Genomic DNA, 20210 nt, shown 5'->3' with positions numbered 1-20210 from the left:
GAAAACCGGTTTATTTTTTTCCACATTATGGATCTCCGTTACAGGTTAACTGATTATCACCACGCAATATATATACATCTGCATAAGCAATTTATCTTCAGCAGTTCTTAAGGTTTAAGCTTACTCTATTGTTATAGTAGGGTCCATTGCTAACCTAACCCTTATCCTTTACCTTATCTAATAACGGTGCTGAATGTGCTGAGTAATTTTACTCTTTTTCAACACCCTTTTCTTTGTTTGCTATGAAAATTTATAAACGTTTTAGCGATTTGAATTAATTGGAGTGGTTTTTGCCTAACACCTTCTTTGTAGAAATCACTTGTTCATAAGTAGTAATACTGTTGTAGAAAGCATCCCTGAGCACTAAAGTGGGTGGTTGACCTGCTTCCCTTGTACTTTGAATAGCCATAATTTTTTCCCCTTTCATATTTGTTACCAACTACACCTGGCGTGTGGTTGTGTGATGTGCCAATACTTGTTACAGGTTGCATGTATCAGGTTTCAGGTCATCCTCAGGTAGTACTATTATTACCTGCGGGCAGCTTGTTGCCGGTTACCAGCTACCTGTAACCAGTATAGTATTATATAAAAAATATTAAACACCCTCAAAGCTATTGTCTATGAAAAGATTATTACCCACTTGTTTATTATTGGGCGCACTAACAACGTTTCAAAAGAACGCGCATGCCCAGAACTGGCAGTTGGTGTGGCAGGATGAATTTACCAACGGCATCAGCGCCGACTGGGTTTTTGAAACCGGCAACGGCGGCGGCGGCTGGGGCAATAACGAACTGGAATACTACCGCGCCGAAAATGCCACCGTTGAAAACGGACAACTGGTAATTACCGCCAAACAGGAATCATTCGGTGGTTATAACTATACCTCAGCCCGGATGAAAACCCAGGGCAGGAAATCGTGGAAGTTCGGAAAGATAGAAGCCCGCATCAAGATGCCTGCGTTCTCGGGCATCTGGCCTGCATTCTGGATGTTGGGCGACAATATTTCTTCTGTTGGCTGGCCATCCTGTGGCGAATTGGACATCATGGAACACATCAACAGCGAGAACATAAATTATGGTACTGCACACTGGTCAGATCCCAATAACCAGCATGCTTCCTATGGTGGCAACACAGCTGTAAGTGTAACCGATTATCACACGTACAGTATTGAATGGGACACCAATTACATCCGCTGGTTTGTAGATGGGGTTAAATACCATGAAATTTATATTGGTGGCGGCATCAATGGCACCAGTGAATTCCAGAACAATTTCTTTATCCTGCTGAACATGGCCGTAGGCGGTAACTGGCCCGGCTTTAACATCGACAACGGCGGCTTACCTGCCAAGATGTATGTTGACTATGTACGTGTATACCAGGATGGCGGGGCCTCTGTAACCGGTCCGGCAGTTGTATACCAGGATTGTAACTATAGTGGTACCGGCGTAGCGCTGAACCCGGGTAGTTATACACTGTCTCAACTACAAGCCCTTGGCATTGCCAATGACTGGGTTTCCTCTATAAAAGTACAAAGCGGTTATAAAGCCACGCTGTATTGGGACGATAATTACGGCGGCAGTTCCCTGGTTAAAACAGCCGATGACGCTTGTTTGGTTGATGACGGCTGGAATGATCAGGTATCTTCCATCGTGATCAGTTCCAACACAGCTTCAGGCACCACCATCGAGGCCGAAAGCTACAGCAACATGCTGGGCGTGCAAACAGAAGCAACTACCGATGCAGGTGGTGGATCGGACGTAGGCTGGATCGATGCCGGCGACTGGATGGCTTACTCTCCTATCGTATTCCCAACTACAGGAAATTACCTGATCGAATACCGCGTTGCCAGCCAGAATGGTGGCGGCCGTTTATCTGCCGACCTGAACGCCGGGTCTATTGTACTGGGTCAACTGGATATACCCAATACCGGCGGCTGGCAAAACTGGACTACGATTTCCCATACTGTATATATCAATGCCGGTACGTATACCCCGGGCATTTATGCCGTAGCCGGTGGCTGGAACCTGAACTGGATCCGCATTACGCCGCTGAACGGCAGCAGACAGGCAGCCCTGGTAAACAATATGGTGGAGAACTCTGTACAATCAGGTAAATCATTCGCAATATATCCCAACCCGGTACAACAACAATTGAACATTACCAGTGTGGAACCACTGGCAGGCGGTCTCGTTCGCATCTTTGATCTCAGTGGCAAACAGGTTATGACGGCCAGACCCGCCACTAACCACATAGATGTATCTGCACTGGCCCCAGGTGTATATACCCTCGTATTCACCAAAAACAAAACAAGGATCACCAAAGAGTTTGTGAAATAAACCATCATTCCGAACCTGTAAAATCAAAATCTAAAATCATGAAGAAAAATCTACCGGGAAGGATCTTCCTTGCTCTCCTGGCTTTCGCTACTGTGCAGAAGGCATCAGCGCAGTTCAAAGTGGTTGGCTATATGCCATCATGGGCTGGCGATGTGAACACTGTACAGTATACCAAGCTTACTCACATTAACTATGCGTTCATTCTGCCTAACACGAACGGTACCTTACAGGGTCTTGACAATCCAAGTAAATTGTCGAGCCTGGTAACCAAGGCGCACGCCAATGGTGTTAAAGTACAGATCTCTGTAGGCGGCTGGAACGATGGTAATGACAGCGGTTTTGAAGGACTGGCTGCCAGCAGCAGTTCACGTACTACCTTCATCAACGCCCTGATAAGCCTGGTTAATCAGTACAACCTCGATGGTGTTGATATTGACTGGGAATACCCGGACAATGGCGCTTCTGCCAACAACTACCTCACGTTGATGACATCACTGTCTACTGAAATGCACAACCGCGGCAAAATCTTAACTGCGGCTGTTGTAGGCGACGGCGGATCAAGTATCCTGAACGGAGTGTTTAATGTAGTTGACTTTTTGAACCTGATGGCGTACGATCAAAACGACTATCAGCACTCAACATTTGCTTACGGACAACAATCACTGAACTACTGGGTTGGCCGTGGCTTACCTAAAGCAAAAGCGGTATTGGGCGTTCCTTTTTACGCTCACCCGGGCTGGGAATCTTATGCCCAGCTGGTTAACCGTGGTGCAGACCCATACGCTGACACATTTGATGGCCAGGGTTACAATGGTATCACTACCATTAAAAACAAAACCAACTTTGCATACGACAATGGTGGTGGCATCATGATGTGGGAGCTGAGCAATGATTTATTTAATCAATACTCATTGGTATCAGCTATTCACGATGTAGTGGTTAGCAGAGGCGGAACCAATCCTCCTCCTCCTCCAACCGGCACCAACATCGCCCTCAACAAAACCGTAACGGTCTCATCTGTTGAAGAAACTCAGTTTGCCGGTAATTTTGCGGTTGATGGCAACACAGGCACCCGCTGGTCATCTACTCAAAAAGTTGATCCGCAATCGATCACTATTGACTTAGGCAAACAGTACAATATCACTGAGATCAGGTTGCTGTGGGAAGCTGCTTATGCAAGCAATTTCGTATTGGAAGTTTCTGCAGACAATGCTACCTGGACAAATGTTAAAACCGTTACTGGTAATACTTCACTTACCAATGACTATACAGGTTTAACAAAAACAGGCAGATATGTTCGCATGACTGGTACTGCCCGTGGTACAGAATGGGGTTACTCGCTGTATGAATTTGAAGTATACGGTACAGATGCTACTACTAATCCTCCGCCAACAGGTGGTGTGTTGATCCAGGCTGAAAGCTATAACAGCATGTCTGGCGTTCAAACCGAAACAACTACCGATACCGATGGTGGCCAGGATGTAGGTTATATCGATCAGGCCGATTGGATGGCGTTCTACAACATCAACTTCCCTGTTACCGGTCAGTACAAAGTTGAATACCGTGTTGCCAGCTTAAATGGTGGTGGCGCTGTATCATGCGATCTGAATGCAGGTTCTATTCAATTGGGCCAGATAGCTGTACCAAGCACAGGCGGCTGGCAGAACTGGACAACCATTTCTCAAACAGTTACCGTGACTGCAGGGACGTATAACTTTGGTGTGTACGCACAAGCTGGTGGCTGGAACCTGAACTGGGTTCGCATTACTCCGCTCTCTTCCGGTACCCGTATGGCAGCAGTGAACGGCCTGGTAGACGCTTCTATCCAAAATAGTAAAGCATTCAACATTTATCCAAACCCCGTACAACAACAACTGAATATCCAAAGCGGTCTGTCGTTGGATGGTGGTATCATCCGGATCTATGATATCAGCGGTAAAATTGTAATGGCTGCACGTGCGGCTTCAAACAGGATCGATGTATCTTCTTTGACCAAAGGTGTATATACTTTGATGTTTACTAAAGGTGAAACAAAGATCACCCGCCAGTTCATCAAGTAGTAGTTTTTGGGTTCTGTTAATTAGCTAATAATCCCTGTCAGGCTTAAACCGTAGTGTGCATATTCGTAGTATGCATATTACCAGGTTTTAACCTGACAGGTTTTTTATTTTATACCATTCTTCATCTCAATCACGCAACATGCACAAATTAAATCTGTACCTGCTGGTAGGCCTTGTAGCATTAGGTTCCGCAACCTATGGACAACAGGATAAACGTTATCCTATCGGCAGTAGCAACAACGTATTGAACAGCTTCAGGAAGCAAATAGCTGCCAAACAAAAACCCAATGGACTCAGTAGTTTGCAGCTTCAATTATCCCCTTCCCTTTCATTACCAGCTGCTATTAATTTTCGCCGGTCGCTCAATTCAGGTTCCGAAACGCTGGCGGGCAGCATCGAAAATGTACCCCACTCATCGTTTTACCTCGTGTTTGAAGGCAAATCAGTGTACGGACACATTTTGTTGCATGACACTAAAAAAGCTTACAAATACTCTTCCGATGAAAGCGGTGCAGTATATGTTGAAGAAACAGACATCAATAATGTAGTTTGTATTGACTATAAACAAGCACACGACGCCAGTACCCCGGCCCCTGCTGTCGCCAATGCGGCAGCAGCTGTTACCGACCTGCAAAGTTTTCCCGGTGGCAATGGCTGTGTACTGCTCGACTTCGATGGACAACTCGTTTCAGGCACTGGCTGGAACAACGGTAATCCCATCAATGCAGCCCCGGCCAATTTAACAGATGCTGACAAAGAAAAAGTATGGCAATTAATCAGCGAAGATTACCGCCCGTTTCACATTAACATCACCACCAGTGAGGCCGTTTTTAATACGTATCCGAAAACAAGAAGAATGCGGTGCATTTTTACGCCTACCAATACGGCTGCCCCGGGAGCCGGCGGGGTAGCGTATGTAGGTTCTTTTAAATCAAATGACGACACCCCTTGCTGGGTATTCAACAGCGGCGCCAGAGCAGCCGGCGAAGCCGGTTCGCACGAGGTAGGTCATACCCTGGGGCTTTCACACGACGGACGCACCAACCCTGTTGAAGAATACTACGAAGGCCAGGGCGGCTGGGCCCCTATCATGGGCGTTGGTTATTACGTATCGTTGGTACAATGGAGTAAAGGCGAATACGCCAATGCCAGCCAAAAGCAGGATGACCTGGCGATCATTACCAGCCCAGCGTATGGCCTGGGCTATCGCACCGATGATTATGGCAATACCGCTGCAGCAGCCGCACCGCTCACTGTTAGCGCAACAGGCAGTGTAAACAATGCCGGGTTGATAGAGCGCACAGGCGATGTAGATATGTTTGCATTCACCACAACCGGTGGCAATCTCAACCTCACCTTTACTTCAAACGCCGCGTATCCCGACCTGGATATCCTGGCCACTTTATATGACAAGAATGGTACGGTAGTTACCACCAGTAATCCAACCGGGTTAAATGCCAGCATCAGCAGCACACTGGCTGCAGGCAATTACTATGTTTCGGTTACGGGTACGGGTTCAGGCGATCCCGTTACCAACGGTTATTCCAATTATGGATCGCTGGGCACTTATACCATCACGGGTACTGTTACCGGCGGTTCTACCCCAACCGGTAATAAATTGCCAACTGTAAGCATTACCTCACCTGCCAATGGCGCCACCTTTAGCGCACCGGCCAGCATTACCATCAATGCGAATGCTGCCGATTCAGACGGCTCTATTGCCAAGGTGGAATTCTTTAACGGCAGCTCCAAACTGGGTGAAGACGCTACCGCGCCTTATTCATATACCTGGGCAAACGTAACGGCTGGCACCTATACAGTAAAAGCAGTAGCTACAGATAATAGCGGCGGACAGTCTACCACCCAAATTACCCTTTCAGTTGGTAACACCCCGGGAGTGACCATTTATAAAGACTGTAATTATGGTGGCTATGCCATTACCCTGCCTATTGGTACGTATACACTTAACCAGTTGATTGCGAAGGGCGCACTGAACGACGACATCTCCTCCATGAAAGTAAACAGCGGGTATGAAGCGATCCTCTATCGCGATAATAATTTCGCCGGACCAGCCTATTTGTTCAGAGGCAATGCATCGTGCCTGGTAACCGTAGGTTTATCGGGCGGGTCTACCGTAAACCTGAACGACTGGACAAGTTCCATAGTAATTCGTCAATCAACTGCAGCGAGGGCTATGGCAGCGGAATCAGCGGCCGGTGCCGGCGTGGTACCGTATATCGATTATTCACCAAACTTACAATTATTGCCCAACCCGGTTGAGAATGAAATGGTCATCAGGTATGGCAATATGGGCGATCATTTTGACGTGTCTATCGTTAATATCAACGGCGGAGTAGTGTATTCAGCGCCACACATGCTGAGCGGACAATCCATCAATGTGGTTAACCTGCGCCCTGGTATTTACTTCGTGAAAATAAATACGGGTAAAGAAACCATAACAAGGAAACTGATTAAACGCTAAAAGAAGGCAACAAGGCATCAAGGCTCCGAGGCAACGAGACTGCGAGGCGGAAAGGCAACAAGGTTATATTCCTTGTTGATCGTTCCCTCATTGCCTCGTTGCCTTTTTCACGTTAACGAAAAACTTGCAAGCCATTAACAATATCTGCTGCAGTTAACCGTCTAATCAAACATATAAAAGACGGCATTATGGATCCAATAGCATTTCCTATTATCACCGGCATTATTATGATTGGCGTTATATTATCTTTTTTTCTAAACAGCAAGCGCAACAAGAACGACAGCGACTTTAATATTTACTCCTAGTCTGCCAGTTGATGGGTTATCTTGTTAACAAGTTAACCTGTCAACCTTTCAACTTATTTCTGTGACTTTTTGGCCGTAACCAAATTTTATGTATCTTAGGTAGGATATATCCCACTTCTGAAAACACTCCAGCTCACGGTATACCTCCTTTAAAAGAACACACCCTCGGTTATTGCCTCTTTCCTTCCCAATGAATAATGCTACATACAGGCACTTCTTCACCCATAAATTAAATTTATGAATGCACCATTTTGACTTTTTGAAAAACCAATGATAATGAATGGTTGGTGCCCGGTTATGCTGGGCATCAACCATCACTTTGGTGATTACTATTTTTTAGCTAAGGGCGAATCGGTGATGCTCAACAGGGAAACCAGTTCTTTGGGCGGAGTCTTTTGTATTAACTCCTGGTGATTGAATAACTGCTCGTACCGTCCTTTGGCCGAGATGGTTTGAACCGATAAAACTATTTGTGATAAACGCAGAAATGCCTGCTCCCAGGTTTTGCGAACCAGTTCACCCCAGGCGGGGTATTGGGCCAGCAGGGTGTTCATATTACTCCTGGAAATATATAATAGCGAACAATTCTCAATGGCTTGTATATTAAACTTGGCCTGGCACTGATAGGTGTAACTTTCCAGGTCGGTAAAGAAATTTCCTTCAAAAGCAAACCAGTTGGTCACCACCAGGTTTTCCACCATCGTATAAACACGAAGCGAACCGCTTTCCACATAATAATAGTTATCGCAATACTGACCGGATTTTATGAGGTGAGTTTCCTTCTCCACGGTCATTGGCTGAAAAACCTGCACCATATGCTCCAACTCATTTTCCGTAACGGAAATGGTACGTTTAATATGGTCTTTCAGCGTTTTCATTTCAATATAAATTATAGACGGGATGGTGCAACAGGCGGGAATGCACTAGTCAACAGGACCATAACCGGTAATTCAAAGGTATGATTAATAATAGGTGTTTCATATACGTGGAAATACTATTCCGGAATTAATAATTTGTTTTCCCTGAATCGTAACTCCCTGTAGGTTTTTACGCGTAGGTTTGTATCTACGCAAACATTACAAGTCCAGCGGAACCCCAGGTAGATCCCGGGGATTCCGCCTGGCACAATCCTTCGGCTGCGCTCAGGACCAACAGCCAATACGCAATGGACAATAGGCAATTGAGTAACCGGCACCCACTCATCCTTAACCGTTTAAAAGTCTGTGCCTTTTGATTTCTTTCCCCTTCCTTAATAATATGGCGTGATAAACCGAAGGAACGTCATTTGTCCATTTCCGCAGGATCAATAAAATGGCCACAATTTCCAGCCTCGAGATCATTCCCACATAAAAACACCACTCAAACAAAACGCGGGCATTGCAATCAACCATTATATGTATCAGGGTAGCAAATAAGATCAAAGTCCAGATCTTTGATGCAATAGCATGGGTAGCTACCTCCTTTTTAAACTTAACAAAGCTTACTACATAGGTTAGCCCTTCCGTACCCAACAGAATAGCCAGTTTAAGATAATTATTATAAAAGAAAGCTTTGCATTGAAAAAAGGTGGCGATGGCTACTGCTACAAAAAATACCTGGTCAATAGAAGAATCCAGCCGCCGCAGCCGCTCAGTTGAGATCTTCAACCGCCTGGCAATAATGCCATCAAATATATCTGTGAGCAAACCGGTTGTAAAAAGCACGATAGCAATTACATTGTAATCATCGATGTGCAGAATACTCAATAACAAAATACTCACGCCCAACAGCAATCTTGAATAAATAAGTAGTACCGGGATCTTGTTCATGCCTTTATTATTATTTAGAATAGCGTTCTGCCACTAAAATAGCTAAAAATATTTTGCAGCACTAAGCAATAACTTAATATACCGTTTACATTTTAGTAATACCGAAAGTTTCCCTTTGCGCTTTCCTCCAAATCGACCACTTATCCTTTTACTATCGCTAACGGAGCTATGCCTGCATTTTAAAAATTAAATTTAGAGAGGTTCACTTCTTACTATCTCGAAACACCAAACATTTACTAATGAGAAAAAAAATCATGCGTTTTTTATGTTTGCCGCTTGCCCCAAAAACATGCTTGTCCATACTAACAGCGCTGATGCTGTTCTTCGCATTACCTGTTTTAGCCTTTCAGCAGCAGGACCGTACAATTAAAGGAAAAGTAACAGATGATAATAAGGTGCCGGTACCCAGCGTGAGCGTTACTATCAAAGGCACTAACAAGTCCGTAACTACCGATGAAAGTGGAACCTTTGAGATCGTTGTGCCTGCCGGCAAGGCCGTTTTGCAGTTTTCTGCGGTCAGCTTTGTAACCCGGGAAGTGGTTGTTGGCAACCAAACAACCATCAACACCACGCTTACCCTGCAATCGAAACAGTTAAGCGATGTGGTGGTAGTGGGTTATGGAAAATCGAGCAAAAGAAATATCACCGGTTCAATAACCAGTATCAGCAACGAAAACTTTAACCAGGTAGTAACCGGTTCACCCACCCAGTTATTACAGGGTAAAGTATCTGGTTTGAACATTGCCCGAAGCGGTGACCCCAACAAAACCCCACAGGTTATCCTGCGTGGACCATCTACCCTGCGTGAGGGCCCTGCCAACGAACCTTTTTATGTTATAGATGGAGTGCCCGGGGCCAACCTGGAACTGGTAGCGCCTACCGATATCGTATCAATAGACGTTTTGAAAGACGCCTCCTCCACCGCCATTTACGGCGCCCGTGCAGCTAACGGTGTAATCATCATCACTACCCGCCGTGCCAAACAGGGCCAAACCATGCTGTCCTACAATCCCTATGTAGCCATTGAAACCATCTCAAAAAAAATTGATATGCTGAGTGGCGATGAGTTAAGGGATTACCTGAGCAAAAACGGGCAAAGCCTGGTATCGCAATATAACGACAGCGGCGCCAATACCAACTGGCAGGACCAGGTGACGCGCACCGGTGTTTCTCATAACCATAACCTGGCTTTTAATGGCTCACAGGGCAATACCCTGTATGGCGCCAGCATCAACTATTTCGATAACCAGGGTATTGTAAAAACCACCAACCTGAAGCGGATCGTAGCCAGGGGTAATATAGAAACCAAATTCTTTGACGACCGCCTGCGACTGGGCTTTTCAGCCACCAACAGCACCGCCAAACATCGTGATGTAGACCAGGGCGCCCTGTTCAACAACATGCTGACTTATATGCCTACGGTAAACGTGCGCCGCCCCGACGGTTCCTTTACTGAAGATTTCAGCCGCGGTGGTTATCTGAACCCGGTTGGCATCATTGCCAACAACCTGTTTGACTATAAAGAAGAAAATACCTTACTGAATGGTTTGGCAGAAGTAAAGATCCTGAAAGGCCTTAGCTATACCCTCACCATTTCAAACCAGCGCACCCGGCTTGACTCAAACGTATATAACAATGTATACTCAGGACAGGCTGTAGGCGCCAATGGTAAAGCCCACCGTTCTAATTATGAAAACAACAGACAGATCATTGAATCTTATTTTAATTACGACAAAACCTTTGGGGACCATAACATTAAATTACTGGGCGGCTACTCCTGGCAGCAGGACCGCACCGGCGATGGGGTTGGCGTTTATACCCAAAACTATACCAACGATCTGCTCGCCTATAATAACCTGGCAGTAAGTAACGGCCTGGTGGTTAACAGCATCCGGTTCGATAATAACATCATTTCCAAACTGCGCCTCATCTCCTACTATGCACGGGTTAACTACCAGTTCAAAGACCGGTATTTATTCCAGGCCTCTTTACGTAAAGACGGTTCTTCTGCATTTGGCAGAAACAACCGCTGGGGTTACTTCCCAACCGTGTCAGCAGGCTGGCGCATTACCCAGGAATCGTTCATGGCCAATCAAAAGATCTTTGACGACCTGAAACTGAGAGCCGGTTATGGCGTATCGGGTAACTCACTGGGCTTTGATGCGTTCACTGCCATCACCCGTTACGACGTAAGTGGTAAATTCTACAGCAATGGCCTGTACCTGAACGGCCTGTTACCTGTAACCAATGAAAACCCCGATCTGAAATGGGAAAGCACAGCCATGACCAACATTGGTCTCGACTTCGCCGTATTGAAAAACCGCATCACCGGTAGCATCGATTACTATATCAAAAACACCTCTGACCTGATCTACGGTTACCAGGTACCCAACACGGTATATTTTTCAAGCACCATGACAGCGAATGTGGGAAAAGTAAAAAATACCGGTATTGAAGTATCCATCACCGCAACACCGGTTCAAACCAAAGCTTTCAACTGGACCACTTCATTGAACGCCTCACATAACAAGAACGAAGTGGTGTCTTTATCAAACGGCAGGTTTCAGGCCCCTGATTATTATCCCCTTGCTTACCTGGGCGGAAAAGGCCAGTCAGGTAACTGGAGCCAGATCCTGAAGGAAGGCCAGCCTTTGGGAACCTTCAGTCTGTGGCATTACATGGGCAAGAACGATGTGGGCAGCAGTACCTTCCTCACAGCCGATGGAAAGACCATTGCGAGCCAGCCTTTGACAACAGACCTTATGGTTGCTGGCAATGCACAGCCTAAGCTGCTGTTTGGCTGGAACAACACTTTTTCCTATAAGAATTTCGATCTGAATTTCTTTCTGAGAGGTGTAACCGGCAATAAGATCCTGAACAATACGCTGGCGCAATTGAACAGCCCTGCCGATTCAAAAAACAACAACGTGCCTAAATTCACGCTGGGCGAAGCATTTACCGATGCGTTTGCCTACCTCACCTCGGACCGCTTCCTGGAAAAGGGCGATTATATCCGCATGGATAATGCTACCCTGGGCTATTCTATTAAAACAAAGGTGAAGGCCATCAGCAAACTGCGCGTATATGTTTCTGGTAACAATTTGTTTACCATCACTGGTTACCGGGGCATCGATCCTGAGATCAATATCGGTGGCTTAACGCCAGGTATAGATGCTAAAAACTTCTATCCAAAAACCAGATCGGTTATCATTGGCGCCAACATCGTGTTCTAATAGAATAAAAAATAAGAGCTCACACTATAATAAATAATTACCAGTATGAAAAAAATATTGATCGCATCACTAGCTATCGTTTTTGTAGCCAGTGCGTGTTCTAAACTGGATGTTACACCGGAGTCGCAATACACCCTTGGCAATTTTCCCAAAACATCTCTCGACTACCAGGCATTGATTGGCCCCATTTATACGCAGCTGGCCAGCAGATATGCCATTGAGTATTTCCGGATGCAGGAACTCACCACCGATGAGGCCATCATTCCCGGCCGCGATGGTAACTATGACGACGGTGGACAATACCGCCAGCACCATCACCATACCTATACACCCGATCACTCAAACGTAAAAGATGTATGGTCATGGGGATTTGGCGCCATCAATACCTGCAACCGTGTTTTAAGCAACATTGCCAACTCCTCTATGGCCGAAACTGATCCCGCCCGCATAGCGTCTACTGCCGAAGTAAAAACCATGCGTGCATTGTTCTATTTCTTTATGATGGATATCTATGGCAACGTGCCCATCGTTGACACCTTCCCGGTAAACGATTTACCGGCCACCAAAACAAGAGCACAGGTATTCGCTTTTATTGAATCGGAACTGAAAGCCGTAGTTAGCAAATTACCGGCAAAAGATGCCAACAACCCTCAGGCAACCTATGCCCATCCAACTAAAGCCATGGTGTTTGCCCTGCTGGCAAAAATGTACGTGAATGCTGAAGTATACCTGGGCCCCGGAAATACCAAATATGCCGAAACAGTAGCTATGTGTGATAGTGTTATTGCTTCTAAAAAATACTCCCTCGATCCCAGCTATGCCTCGGTTTTTGCACCGGATAATGGTCCGGCTACTACCGAAACTGTCTTCGCCATTCCCTACGATCCCCTGCTGCTGGATGGGAACCAGTTTACGCGTCACGGTTTTATGGCTTATATGTATCCGGTATATGGCGTGCCCAATAACCTGAGTGTCTCCATGAGCACCACGCCTGAGTTTTACAACCGGTTCAACCTGCCTGGTGATGAGCGTAACAACACCTGGCTGGTAGGAAAACAAACCTACAAAGACGGCACACCATTTACGATAAAGATCACTAAGAAAGACCTGGACGCCAGCTATTCAGGCCCAGGTGGCGATACCACCTGGCAGCTGGAGATCACCAAAACCCTCACCATGACCGGCAAAAAGCCTTTTGATGTGGGCAATGATTACAAGGCCCGTTGCATGGGTATCCGTAGTATTAAATATTATCCAGACCGGGCTACTACTGCACTTACCCGCATGAGTGGCAACGACATGCCCATCTTCCGCCTGGCCGATATTTATTTAATGAAGGCAGAAGCCATTTTACGCGGCGGGGCAGCGTTGGCAACCACCGTAAATGGCGAATTGCAAAATGAAGTGGTATTAATGAATAAAGTACGCGCCCGCGCCAAAGCGCCAACAGTTGCGTCACTTACGCTGGATGACCTGCTCGATGAGCGCGCCCGCGAATTTTACTGGGAAAACTGGCGCCGCAACGACCTGATCCGTTTTGGCAAATACGAAACTGAATATCCTATTCCCGGTGATCTGCCTACGCCTGGCTATACACCAGGCATGGATAAATCGCTGTACAGAAGAATATTCCCCGTTCCAAATTCTGAAAGAAAGCTGAATACAAAGCTGGCTCAGAATGATGGGTATCCACAATAACCAGGACTGATTCATTTTTATTGACAGTTCTTATCCCAAAAAGGTTTCCCGGGGTACCGGGAAACCTTTTTGATTTTGATCAATAAAACGATTAATCTTGATCAACATTACAATGGCAAACGGCACAGGAAGAAAACAGCGCCGCTATATTGAAGAATGGAAATAATGAAGCCTGGCAGCTTACAGATATGCGTGGCAGCGTTGTACAATAAAGCAGGCTCACCAACGGCCGCATCCGGTTCAACGGATTACGGTCAGGTATGTATACGATACAGGTACAATCCGATTCACCGGTAAGAACCCTGTTTGTAGTGAAATAATCAGGAACCGGCAATTTTATAAAATCCCGTCTCATCCGCCAGCTGGCGGATGGACGGGATTTTTCTTTGCCTCTTTAACCGGTTATTTTCCAAAATAACAAGGACTAAACAAGGAGGTAACAGGGACTTCACAGGGACTACCCCCCTGTAAGGTCCCTGTTTGGTCCCTGTTATGTCCCTGTTATGTCTCTGTTAAGTGCTGCAGAGTCCATAATAATTCCTGGTCCCATTCTTCTTATCTTCAGTTTATGACAGCCACCGACCAACCTACCAGCCACACCACCCGCAGTACCGAAATCATTGCCGGCATCTCCAGCTTTCTGGCCACCTCCTATATTATTGTGGTAAACCCTTCGGTGCTCAGCCAGGCAGGCATGCCTTTTAGCGGAGTGCTCACAGCCACCGTGCTGGTGTCGTTTTTTAGCAGCTTAATGATGGGCTGGTATGCGAAGAACCCGGTACTGGTAGCGCCGGGGATGGGGCTTAATGCCTTTTTTACTTTCTCTGCCGTAATAGGCATGAAGGTGCCCTGGCAGGTAGCCTTGGGCGCCGTGTTCTGGAGCGGTGTATTGTTTTTAATTCTTTCCGCCTTCAACATCCGCACTTATATAGTTCGCGCCATTCCCCGGCCATTGCGGTATGCCATTGCTGCCGGCATTGGCTTGTTTATAACCCTTATTGGTTTTGTAAATGCGGGTTTCATTGTGCACAACCCAGCCACTATTGTTGGTATTGGAAAATTACAACCTGCCCTGCTTACCTTTCTCGCCGGCTTATTATTCACCGCCATATTGGTAACCCGGCAGGTAAAGGGCGCCATCCTGATGGGTATAGTTTTTACCACACTGGCCGCCCTGCCAATTGGCCACTGGTGGGCACTGGATACGCCACCACTTATTTCCTGGAAAGGCGTATTCGCTGCGCCTGATTTTAGCCTGGTGTTTAAACTGGACCTGGTGCATTCCCTGCAATGGTCGGTAGTACCCGTGATCTTTGCCTTTGTATTTACCGATATGTTCGATAGTCTTAGCACCCTGGTTGGTTTATCAGAAGCCGCCAACCTGTTGGATGAAAAGGGCGAACCCCGCAATATAAAACGGGCATTAATAACCGATGCCATGGCCACCACCATCGCCGGGTTGGTAGGAAGCAGTCCGGGTACAGCTTATATTGAATCTGCAGTAGGCATTAAAGAAGGGGGAAGAACCGGGCTTACCGCCATTACCGGCGCCCTGTTATTTTTACCCTTTTTATTTTTAGCGCCACTGCTATCGGTAGTGCCAGCTATTGCCACGGCGCCCGCCCTGGTATTGGTGGGTGTATTTATGGTGCAACCTGTTACCAAAATAAACTGGACGCAATTGGATGATGCCATACCGGCATTTCTGGCAATGGTGATTATTCCTTTTTCGTATAGTATTACCCAGGGTATCATCTGGGGCTTCCTCACCTGGACTGCGATCAAATTGATTATTGGGAAGAAAGAAGATTTGCCTGTTGCCCTGTTGGTTATTGATGCTTTTGCGATCCTGGCATTGATACTGGAATAGTCAGGAGTTTACAGTTTTAAGTTCAATGTTTTTAAGTTCTACTACTCACCGACAAGGCTTCATTATTAAAAATATTTAGTCCATTATTTTGGTAGACTTATAAAAAGATAGTAAACTTGTACTATCAATTATGTATATAGCAAGATTTACTATACATCGCTGTTGTTGTTACTGCTGCTGTTAATCTCCTCCGATTGCATTGCTTCCCGATTTCTGTTCGGACACTCCAGATTGAGATCATTTGCTGAATTCTACTGTTGAGCACTTTTCATAACCATAAACTATCTATTATGACCACAACAGATGTAATCATTATATCAAAAAAGATCGCGGTAGGCATCCTCATCTTTTTAATACCGCTGGCCATCATTGCCGGAGGGCTCTGGCTCGCCAATCTTCTTGTCATTAACCGATAATCAAAACTATTATACAATGAAACCAGCTACGCTCACACAAAAAATATCCCGCGATGCGCTGATCAGTGTGTTTATCTATGCATTGCCTGTGGTGTTAATGTTCTTTACTTTTTATATAACCGGTTCAAAGCCCTGGGAACAACATGGTCCGGCAGTGTTACCTTTTAAGGCGCCGCAGTTCCTGGAAGCCATCTTTAAAAATCTCAGCACCTGGGGACTGCCCGTCATTATGGTTATACTGGGTGTTGCTGAATTTGCTGTGGGCTTGTATGAAAACAAATGGACAAAGAATGAACGCATCCTGGACATCATTTGCTTTATTGCGCCGAAGTTTATTATTCGTCCGCTCATTGCTTACTTTGGGTTGAAAGTATTACCTATTCTCTTACCTGGCGGTAAAGACGCTTTTGCCTGGATCCCTTTTGGGTGGGGCTTTTTTATAATTGCCATTGCAGATGACCTTACGCAGTACTGGTACCACCGGCTGCATCACCAGTTGCCGTTCTTATGGCGTTTTCATCGTACCCATCACTCGGCGCCTTATATGGGCATGGCAATGGCCAGCAGGCAGAATGTGATCTATACTATTTTCTTTTCACAGATCTATTTAACCACATCCCTCACCTACCTGGGGCTTGGCTATGCTGCATTGTTTGTAACCGGAATAAAATCATTGATCACCACGGGGGCGCATTCCAGCATTCCCTGGGATAAACCTTTTTATTCCATCAAATGGCTGAAACCGATTGGCTGGGTGCTGGAGCGGCTTATTTCAACACCGGCCACCCACCATGCACATCATGCCGATAGCAATGATGATGGCATTGGTCATTACAAGGGGAACTTTGGTAATATGTTCTTTTTGTGGGACGTGCTTTTTAAAACCGGCATCATTACCCGGCAATACCCTAAATCATATGGATTGAAACATTATAAACAGGAAGAATGGTATGCGCAATTCTTATGGCCCGTTTTTAAATCCAGGAAAGAAGGTAGTGAACTGGCAGCTAATGGACCTGAGGTTGGGGATGAAATAGAGACCGCGGCTGCAAGCTTCAAACCACAAGCAGCAAGCTGATAAAATACAGCTGAAAGCTGTAAGCCGAAAGCCTAAAGCAAATACAGGCGGTCCCGGATTCCAGATTAGTCCGGCTAATCCGAGACCGCGTTGAGGTGTATTGCTTATAGCTTGCAGCTTGCAGCTGAAGCATTAGGCATTCTGCCTGTTACTTCTAATCCACTTGAAACACTTTAAACTGACTTACTTCCTGGTGCGATTTGGTACTTCGGAAACCAAAATAACCTTCCTTTAATGGCGAAGGATCGTTATACGAGAAATAACACTGGCCATCTACCCAATAGGAAGTAACACCGTTTTTAGTAATGATAGCAATGTGATATATTTTATTGGGCTGTAATAAATGGGTTGCATCGGTAAACTCCTGCAATAATTTTCTTTCTCCATTGCCTTCATATTTTCTGAACCGGGTTGTGCGATTGCTGTTACCACCCATGCCCGCATAATACAATTGGAGCGAGTCATACGATTCCAGTACGCCATTACGGGTAAACAAGGTTTTATTTCCCGGATCTTTGGCCATCCAGAAATTATTAAGGTCACTCAGGCGGTCGTTCACCCCGCCTGCCACTACTACTTTGCGATCGTATTCAATCCGGATATTATTCTTTAATAACTGGTTCAACCAAACTGTTACGCCGCCTTTGGTATCTAATACCAATTGATCGTTTTGTGTATGCACCGAAGCTCGCTCCTCCGGGGCTGCCTCAACGATCCATTGACGGGGATCTACCGGTTTTGAAAAATTATCTGAATAGATAAGTGTTCCCCCGGTCAGCGAACTGGCATCTGTTTGCTGCTGCACCCTGGGCGTTGTGATATCAGGCCTTGGCTGACCGGTCATACCTTCCCCAAAATAAAAACCGGGATGCGGTGGCTGGTTATAGCTTACATTCTGCCAGGCTATAGCCAACCGGTATTGCGGATCATGCATCAGGGTATAAAAACGATGGGTTGTGGGAATCGTAGTGGTATAAATGCGCAATTCCTTACTATCAGCTGTTCGCCAGATCACTTCTTCCCGCCAATCACCAAACAGGTCGGCGCTTAAACAAGGCGTTGCCTTGGTACCATTATTGGCAACACAATCTTCTGCGGTAAGCAGGTTATTGGTTGTTTCATTTTTCCAGTCCCATTTATCAATCCGGTTCTTATCTAATAATTCGCGGGTTAGATCTCCATCCCACCAAATAACAAAGTTGGTAGAAGAGGGTGTTCTCTCCGTGATCGTTTTTCCATGTACATCCCGCAAGCCACCGGGGCCGCCCCAATTCTCAAAACCTTTGTGCGTGGGATCGATGTCGGCCGCCACACCCCGGCCTACATCCACACCCGGGGCCAGACGGAACAGGATCTTACCATCCTTTGCATCGAACATAGCCACACCGGGCGTTTGTAATGCCAGTGTTTTTTCTTCACTTTCATGAATGCCAAACACCTCCATACCCGGCCGGTCGGGGTTCATGCAGGTCATATGCAAAGCATCGCCGTGGCGCAGTCCGGTAGTATATAAACCTTTGCCATCGTCATCCACCGTCATGGCGCCAATACAAATCTCGTCTTTCCCGTCTCCATCTACATCGCCTACCGTAAGGCTATGATTACCCATTCCGCTATAGGGATTGCCGGCATCTTTTGAATCGAATACCCAGCGGCTGGTTAATTGTTTATTACGATAGTCCCAGGCTGCCAGTACCGAGCGGCCATACCAGCCGCGTACAAACACCACACTGGGGTGCACACCATCCAGGTAAGCAATACCGGCCGTATAGCGGTCGGCGCGGCCGCCATTGTTATCATTGCCGCCATTTCCGCCAATACCGCCCCAACCGTTCAAAGGATACCGGTCTGGAATAAACGTACTGGTAGCCAGTGCCGCCCCCGTGAGGCCATCAAATACCGTCAGGTACTCTGGTCCATTCACAATTTTACCATAGGTGGGATCTTTTTCAGTAAATGTGCGCCAGTCTTTTGTACTGTCACCAATTACCCTGCCCTTGCCATCTATAGTGCCATCGGCAGTTTTACAAACTACTTCAGCCCGGCCATCCCCATCCAGGTCATATACCAATAGTTGCGTATAGGCAGCGCCGGAACGGATATTCTTACCCAGATCTATCCGCCATAACAATTTTCCTGTAAGGGTATAGGCATCTATGATCTGCGGACCGGTAAAGCCGGGCTGCGGTGGATTCTTTGCATTGGAAGGCTCCCATTTTAAAATGAGCTCATATTCCCCATCGCCATTCAGATCCCCCACACTGGCATCATTGGCGCTGAACGTATAGGCCTGGTTCATGATAGATGAACCGGGCGGTGGTTGTATTGGAACGGATAAATATTGTTGTACCGGCGCATTGGCCGGTAATGTAAACGCTCCGGCGCCTGCTGTTAATTCTTTTCCATTCAATACAGGCTTTACCTGCCAGGTGGTACTGGCTGATAAGTTTGCCAGCGAATCAATAAACCAGGTAACATTGGTAAGCGGTGTTCTATTTAACCTCACCGGTGTTTGCTCACCAGTTTGCCGATAGATATTAAATGCAGTGGTTGCCGGCTCAGTACCTGATAACCGCCAACTGATAAATACCTGCTTTTCGCTGCTATGTACGGCTACTACCCCCCGTCCAAGGGCTTCCATTTGACGTTGTGCATTACCTGGTGAACCCCAAAAGATAAAAATGATAACAGCAGTAAGCGCGAGGGATATATGTCGTTTTTGCATATTTATATAGCAAGCCTTGATGGTTAAAATAAACATGGAAATTAGATAGCTCTGCGAAAATTCCATCCTGCACCAGCCTGAGTCAATAACTTATAGTTTATGAGTATTTAATTGTTAAATAGTTTGATCCTATCTATTATCCTACTAAATTTGTAGGATAACATTCATTAACAATTGTAAGCTCTTTGTTATTATATCC

11 protein-coding genes are annotated in these 20210 nt (G+C 46.1%); 8 read left to right on the top strand and 3 right to left on the bottom strand.

Features of this window, described 5'->3' with window-relative positions:
- Window positions 1-620: 620 nt before the first annotated feature.
- The 3 genes from NIAKO_RS39280 (at window position 621) to NIAKO_RS36350 (ending at window position 6878) form a co-directional block, all read left to right on the top strand.
- Window positions 621-2336 (top strand): carbohydrate-binding protein, encoded by a 1716-nt coding sequence (locus tag NIAKO_RS39280; RefSeq protein ID WP_014217070.1) that lies wholly within the window; start codon window positions 621-623, stop codon window positions 2334-2336.
- A gap of 38 nt (window positions 2337-2374) precedes the next feature.
- On the top strand, window positions 2375-4396 hold the full coding sequence (locus tag NIAKO_RS39275; RefSeq protein ID WP_014217069.1) for a glycosyl hydrolase family 18 protein: 2022 nt from the start codon (window positions 2375-2377) through the stop codon (window positions 4394-4396).
- 139 nt (window positions 4397-4535) lie between these two features.
- Entirely contained in the window at window positions 4536-6878 is a 2343-nt protein-coding gene (locus tag NIAKO_RS36350; protein ID WP_014217068.1) for an Ig-like domain-containing protein, read from the top strand.
- Window positions 6879-7512: 634 nt separating this feature from the next.
- Here NIAKO_RS36350 and NIAKO_RS03755 read toward each other — a convergent pair.
- Window positions 7513-8061, bottom strand: a complete 549-nt coding sequence (locus NIAKO_RS03755; RefSeq protein ID WP_014217065.1) for a Crp/Fnr family transcriptional regulator — start codon at window positions 8059-8061, stop codon at window positions 7513-7515.
- Window positions 8062-8388: 327 nt separating this feature from the next.
- Entirely contained in the window at window positions 8389-8991 is a 603-nt protein-coding gene (locus NIAKO_RS03750; RefSeq protein WP_014217064.1) for a CDP-alcohol phosphatidyltransferase family protein, read from the bottom strand.
- 239 nt (window positions 8992-9230) lie between these two features.
- Here NIAKO_RS03750 and NIAKO_RS03745 point away from each other — a divergent pair, with 239 nt between their 5' ends.
- The 5 genes from NIAKO_RS03745 (at window position 9231) to NIAKO_RS03725 (ending at window position 17286) form a co-directional block, all read left to right on the top strand.
- A complete protein-coding gene (locus NIAKO_RS03745; RefSeq protein ID WP_107685757.1) occupies window positions 9231-12224 on the top strand; it encodes a SusC/RagA family TonB-linked outer membrane protein in 2994 nt (997 codons plus the stop codon).
- 45 nt (window positions 12225-12269) lie between these two features.
- Entirely contained in the window at window positions 12270-13922 is a 1653-nt protein-coding gene (locus NIAKO_RS03740) for a RagB/SusD family nutrient uptake outer membrane protein (RefSeq protein WP_014217062.1), read from the top strand.
- Between the two features lie 568 nt (window positions 13923-14490).
- Window positions 14491-15792, top strand: coding sequence for an NCS2 family permease (locus NIAKO_RS03730; RefSeq protein ID WP_014217061.1), 1302 nt, complete (start codon window positions 14491-14493; stop codon window positions 15790-15792).
- Between the two features lie 290 nt (window positions 15793-16082).
- Window positions 16083-16208: a hypothetical protein gene (locus tag NIAKO_RS39535; protein WP_014217060.1), complete on the top strand. Its 126-nt coding sequence runs from the start codon at window positions 16083-16085 to the stop codon at window positions 16206-16208.
- A gap of 16 nt (window positions 16209-16224) precedes the next feature.
- Window positions 16225-17286, top strand: a complete 1062-nt coding sequence (locus tag NIAKO_RS03725) for a sterol desaturase family protein (RefSeq protein ID WP_014217059.1) — start codon at window positions 16225-16227, stop codon at window positions 17284-17286.
- A 154-nt stretch (window positions 17287-17440) separates the two neighbouring features.
- Here the strand turns inward: NIAKO_RS03725 and NIAKO_RS03720 are convergent, their stop codons facing one another.
- Window positions 17441-20011: a rhamnogalacturonan lyase family protein gene (locus NIAKO_RS03720; RefSeq protein WP_172642119.1), complete on the bottom strand. Its 2571-nt coding sequence runs from the start codon at window positions 20009-20011 to the stop codon at window positions 17441-17443.
- Window positions 20012-20210 lie beyond the last annotated feature (199 nt).

The organism is Niastella koreensis GR20-10 (assembly GCF_000246855.1).
In the GTDB taxonomy this organism is placed as follows: domain Bacteria; phylum Bacteroidota; class Bacteroidia; order Chitinophagales; family Chitinophagaceae; genus Niastella; species Niastella koreensis.
Note: the sequence above shows the minus strand (reverse complement) of the source record. Positions and strands in the feature narration are given on the sequence as shown.

What these genes read in the sequence shown, in the direction of transcription:
- NIAKO_RS39280 (WP_014217070.1), top strand. Translation starts at nt 621, where the DNA reads ATGAAAAGATTATTACCCACTTGTTTATTATTGGGCGCACTAACAACG.
- NIAKO_RS39275 (WP_014217069.1), top strand. Translation starts at nt 2,375, where the DNA reads ATGAAGAAAAATCTACCGGGAAGGATCTTCCTTGCTCTCCTGGCTTTC.
- NIAKO_RS36350 (WP_014217068.1), top strand. Translation starts at nt 4,536, where the DNA reads ATGCACAAATTAAATCTGTACCTGCTGGTAGGCCTTGTAGCATTAGGT.
- NIAKO_RS03755 (WP_014217065.1), bottom strand. Translation starts at nt 8,061, where the DNA reads ATGAAAACGCTGAAAGACCATATTAAACGTACCATTTCCGTTACGGAA.
- NIAKO_RS03750 (WP_014217064.1), bottom strand. Translation starts at nt 8,991, where the DNA reads ATGAACAAGATCCCGGTACTACTTATTTATTCAAGATTGCTGTTGGGC.
- NIAKO_RS03745 (WP_107685757.1), top strand. Translation starts at nt 9,231, where the DNA reads ATGAGAAAAAAAATCATGCGTTTTTTATGTTTGCCGCTTGCCCCAAAA.
- NIAKO_RS03740 (WP_014217062.1), top strand. Translation starts at nt 12,270, where the DNA reads ATGAAAAAAATATTGATCGCATCACTAGCTATCGTTTTTGTAGCCAGT.
- NIAKO_RS03730 (WP_014217061.1), top strand. Translation starts at nt 14,491, where the DNA reads ATGACAGCCACCGACCAACCTACCAGCCACACCACCCGCAGTACCGAA.
- NIAKO_RS39535 (WP_014217060.1), top strand. Translation starts at nt 16,083, where the DNA reads ATGACCACAACAGATGTAATCATTATATCAAAAAAGATCGCGGTAGGC.
- NIAKO_RS03725 (WP_014217059.1), top strand. Translation starts at nt 16,225, where the DNA reads ATGAAACCAGCTACGCTCACACAAAAAATATCCCGCGATGCGCTGATC.
- NIAKO_RS03720 (WP_172642119.1), bottom strand. Translation starts at nt 20,011, where the DNA reads ATGCAAAAACGACATATATCCCTCGCGCTTACTGCTGTTATCATTTTT.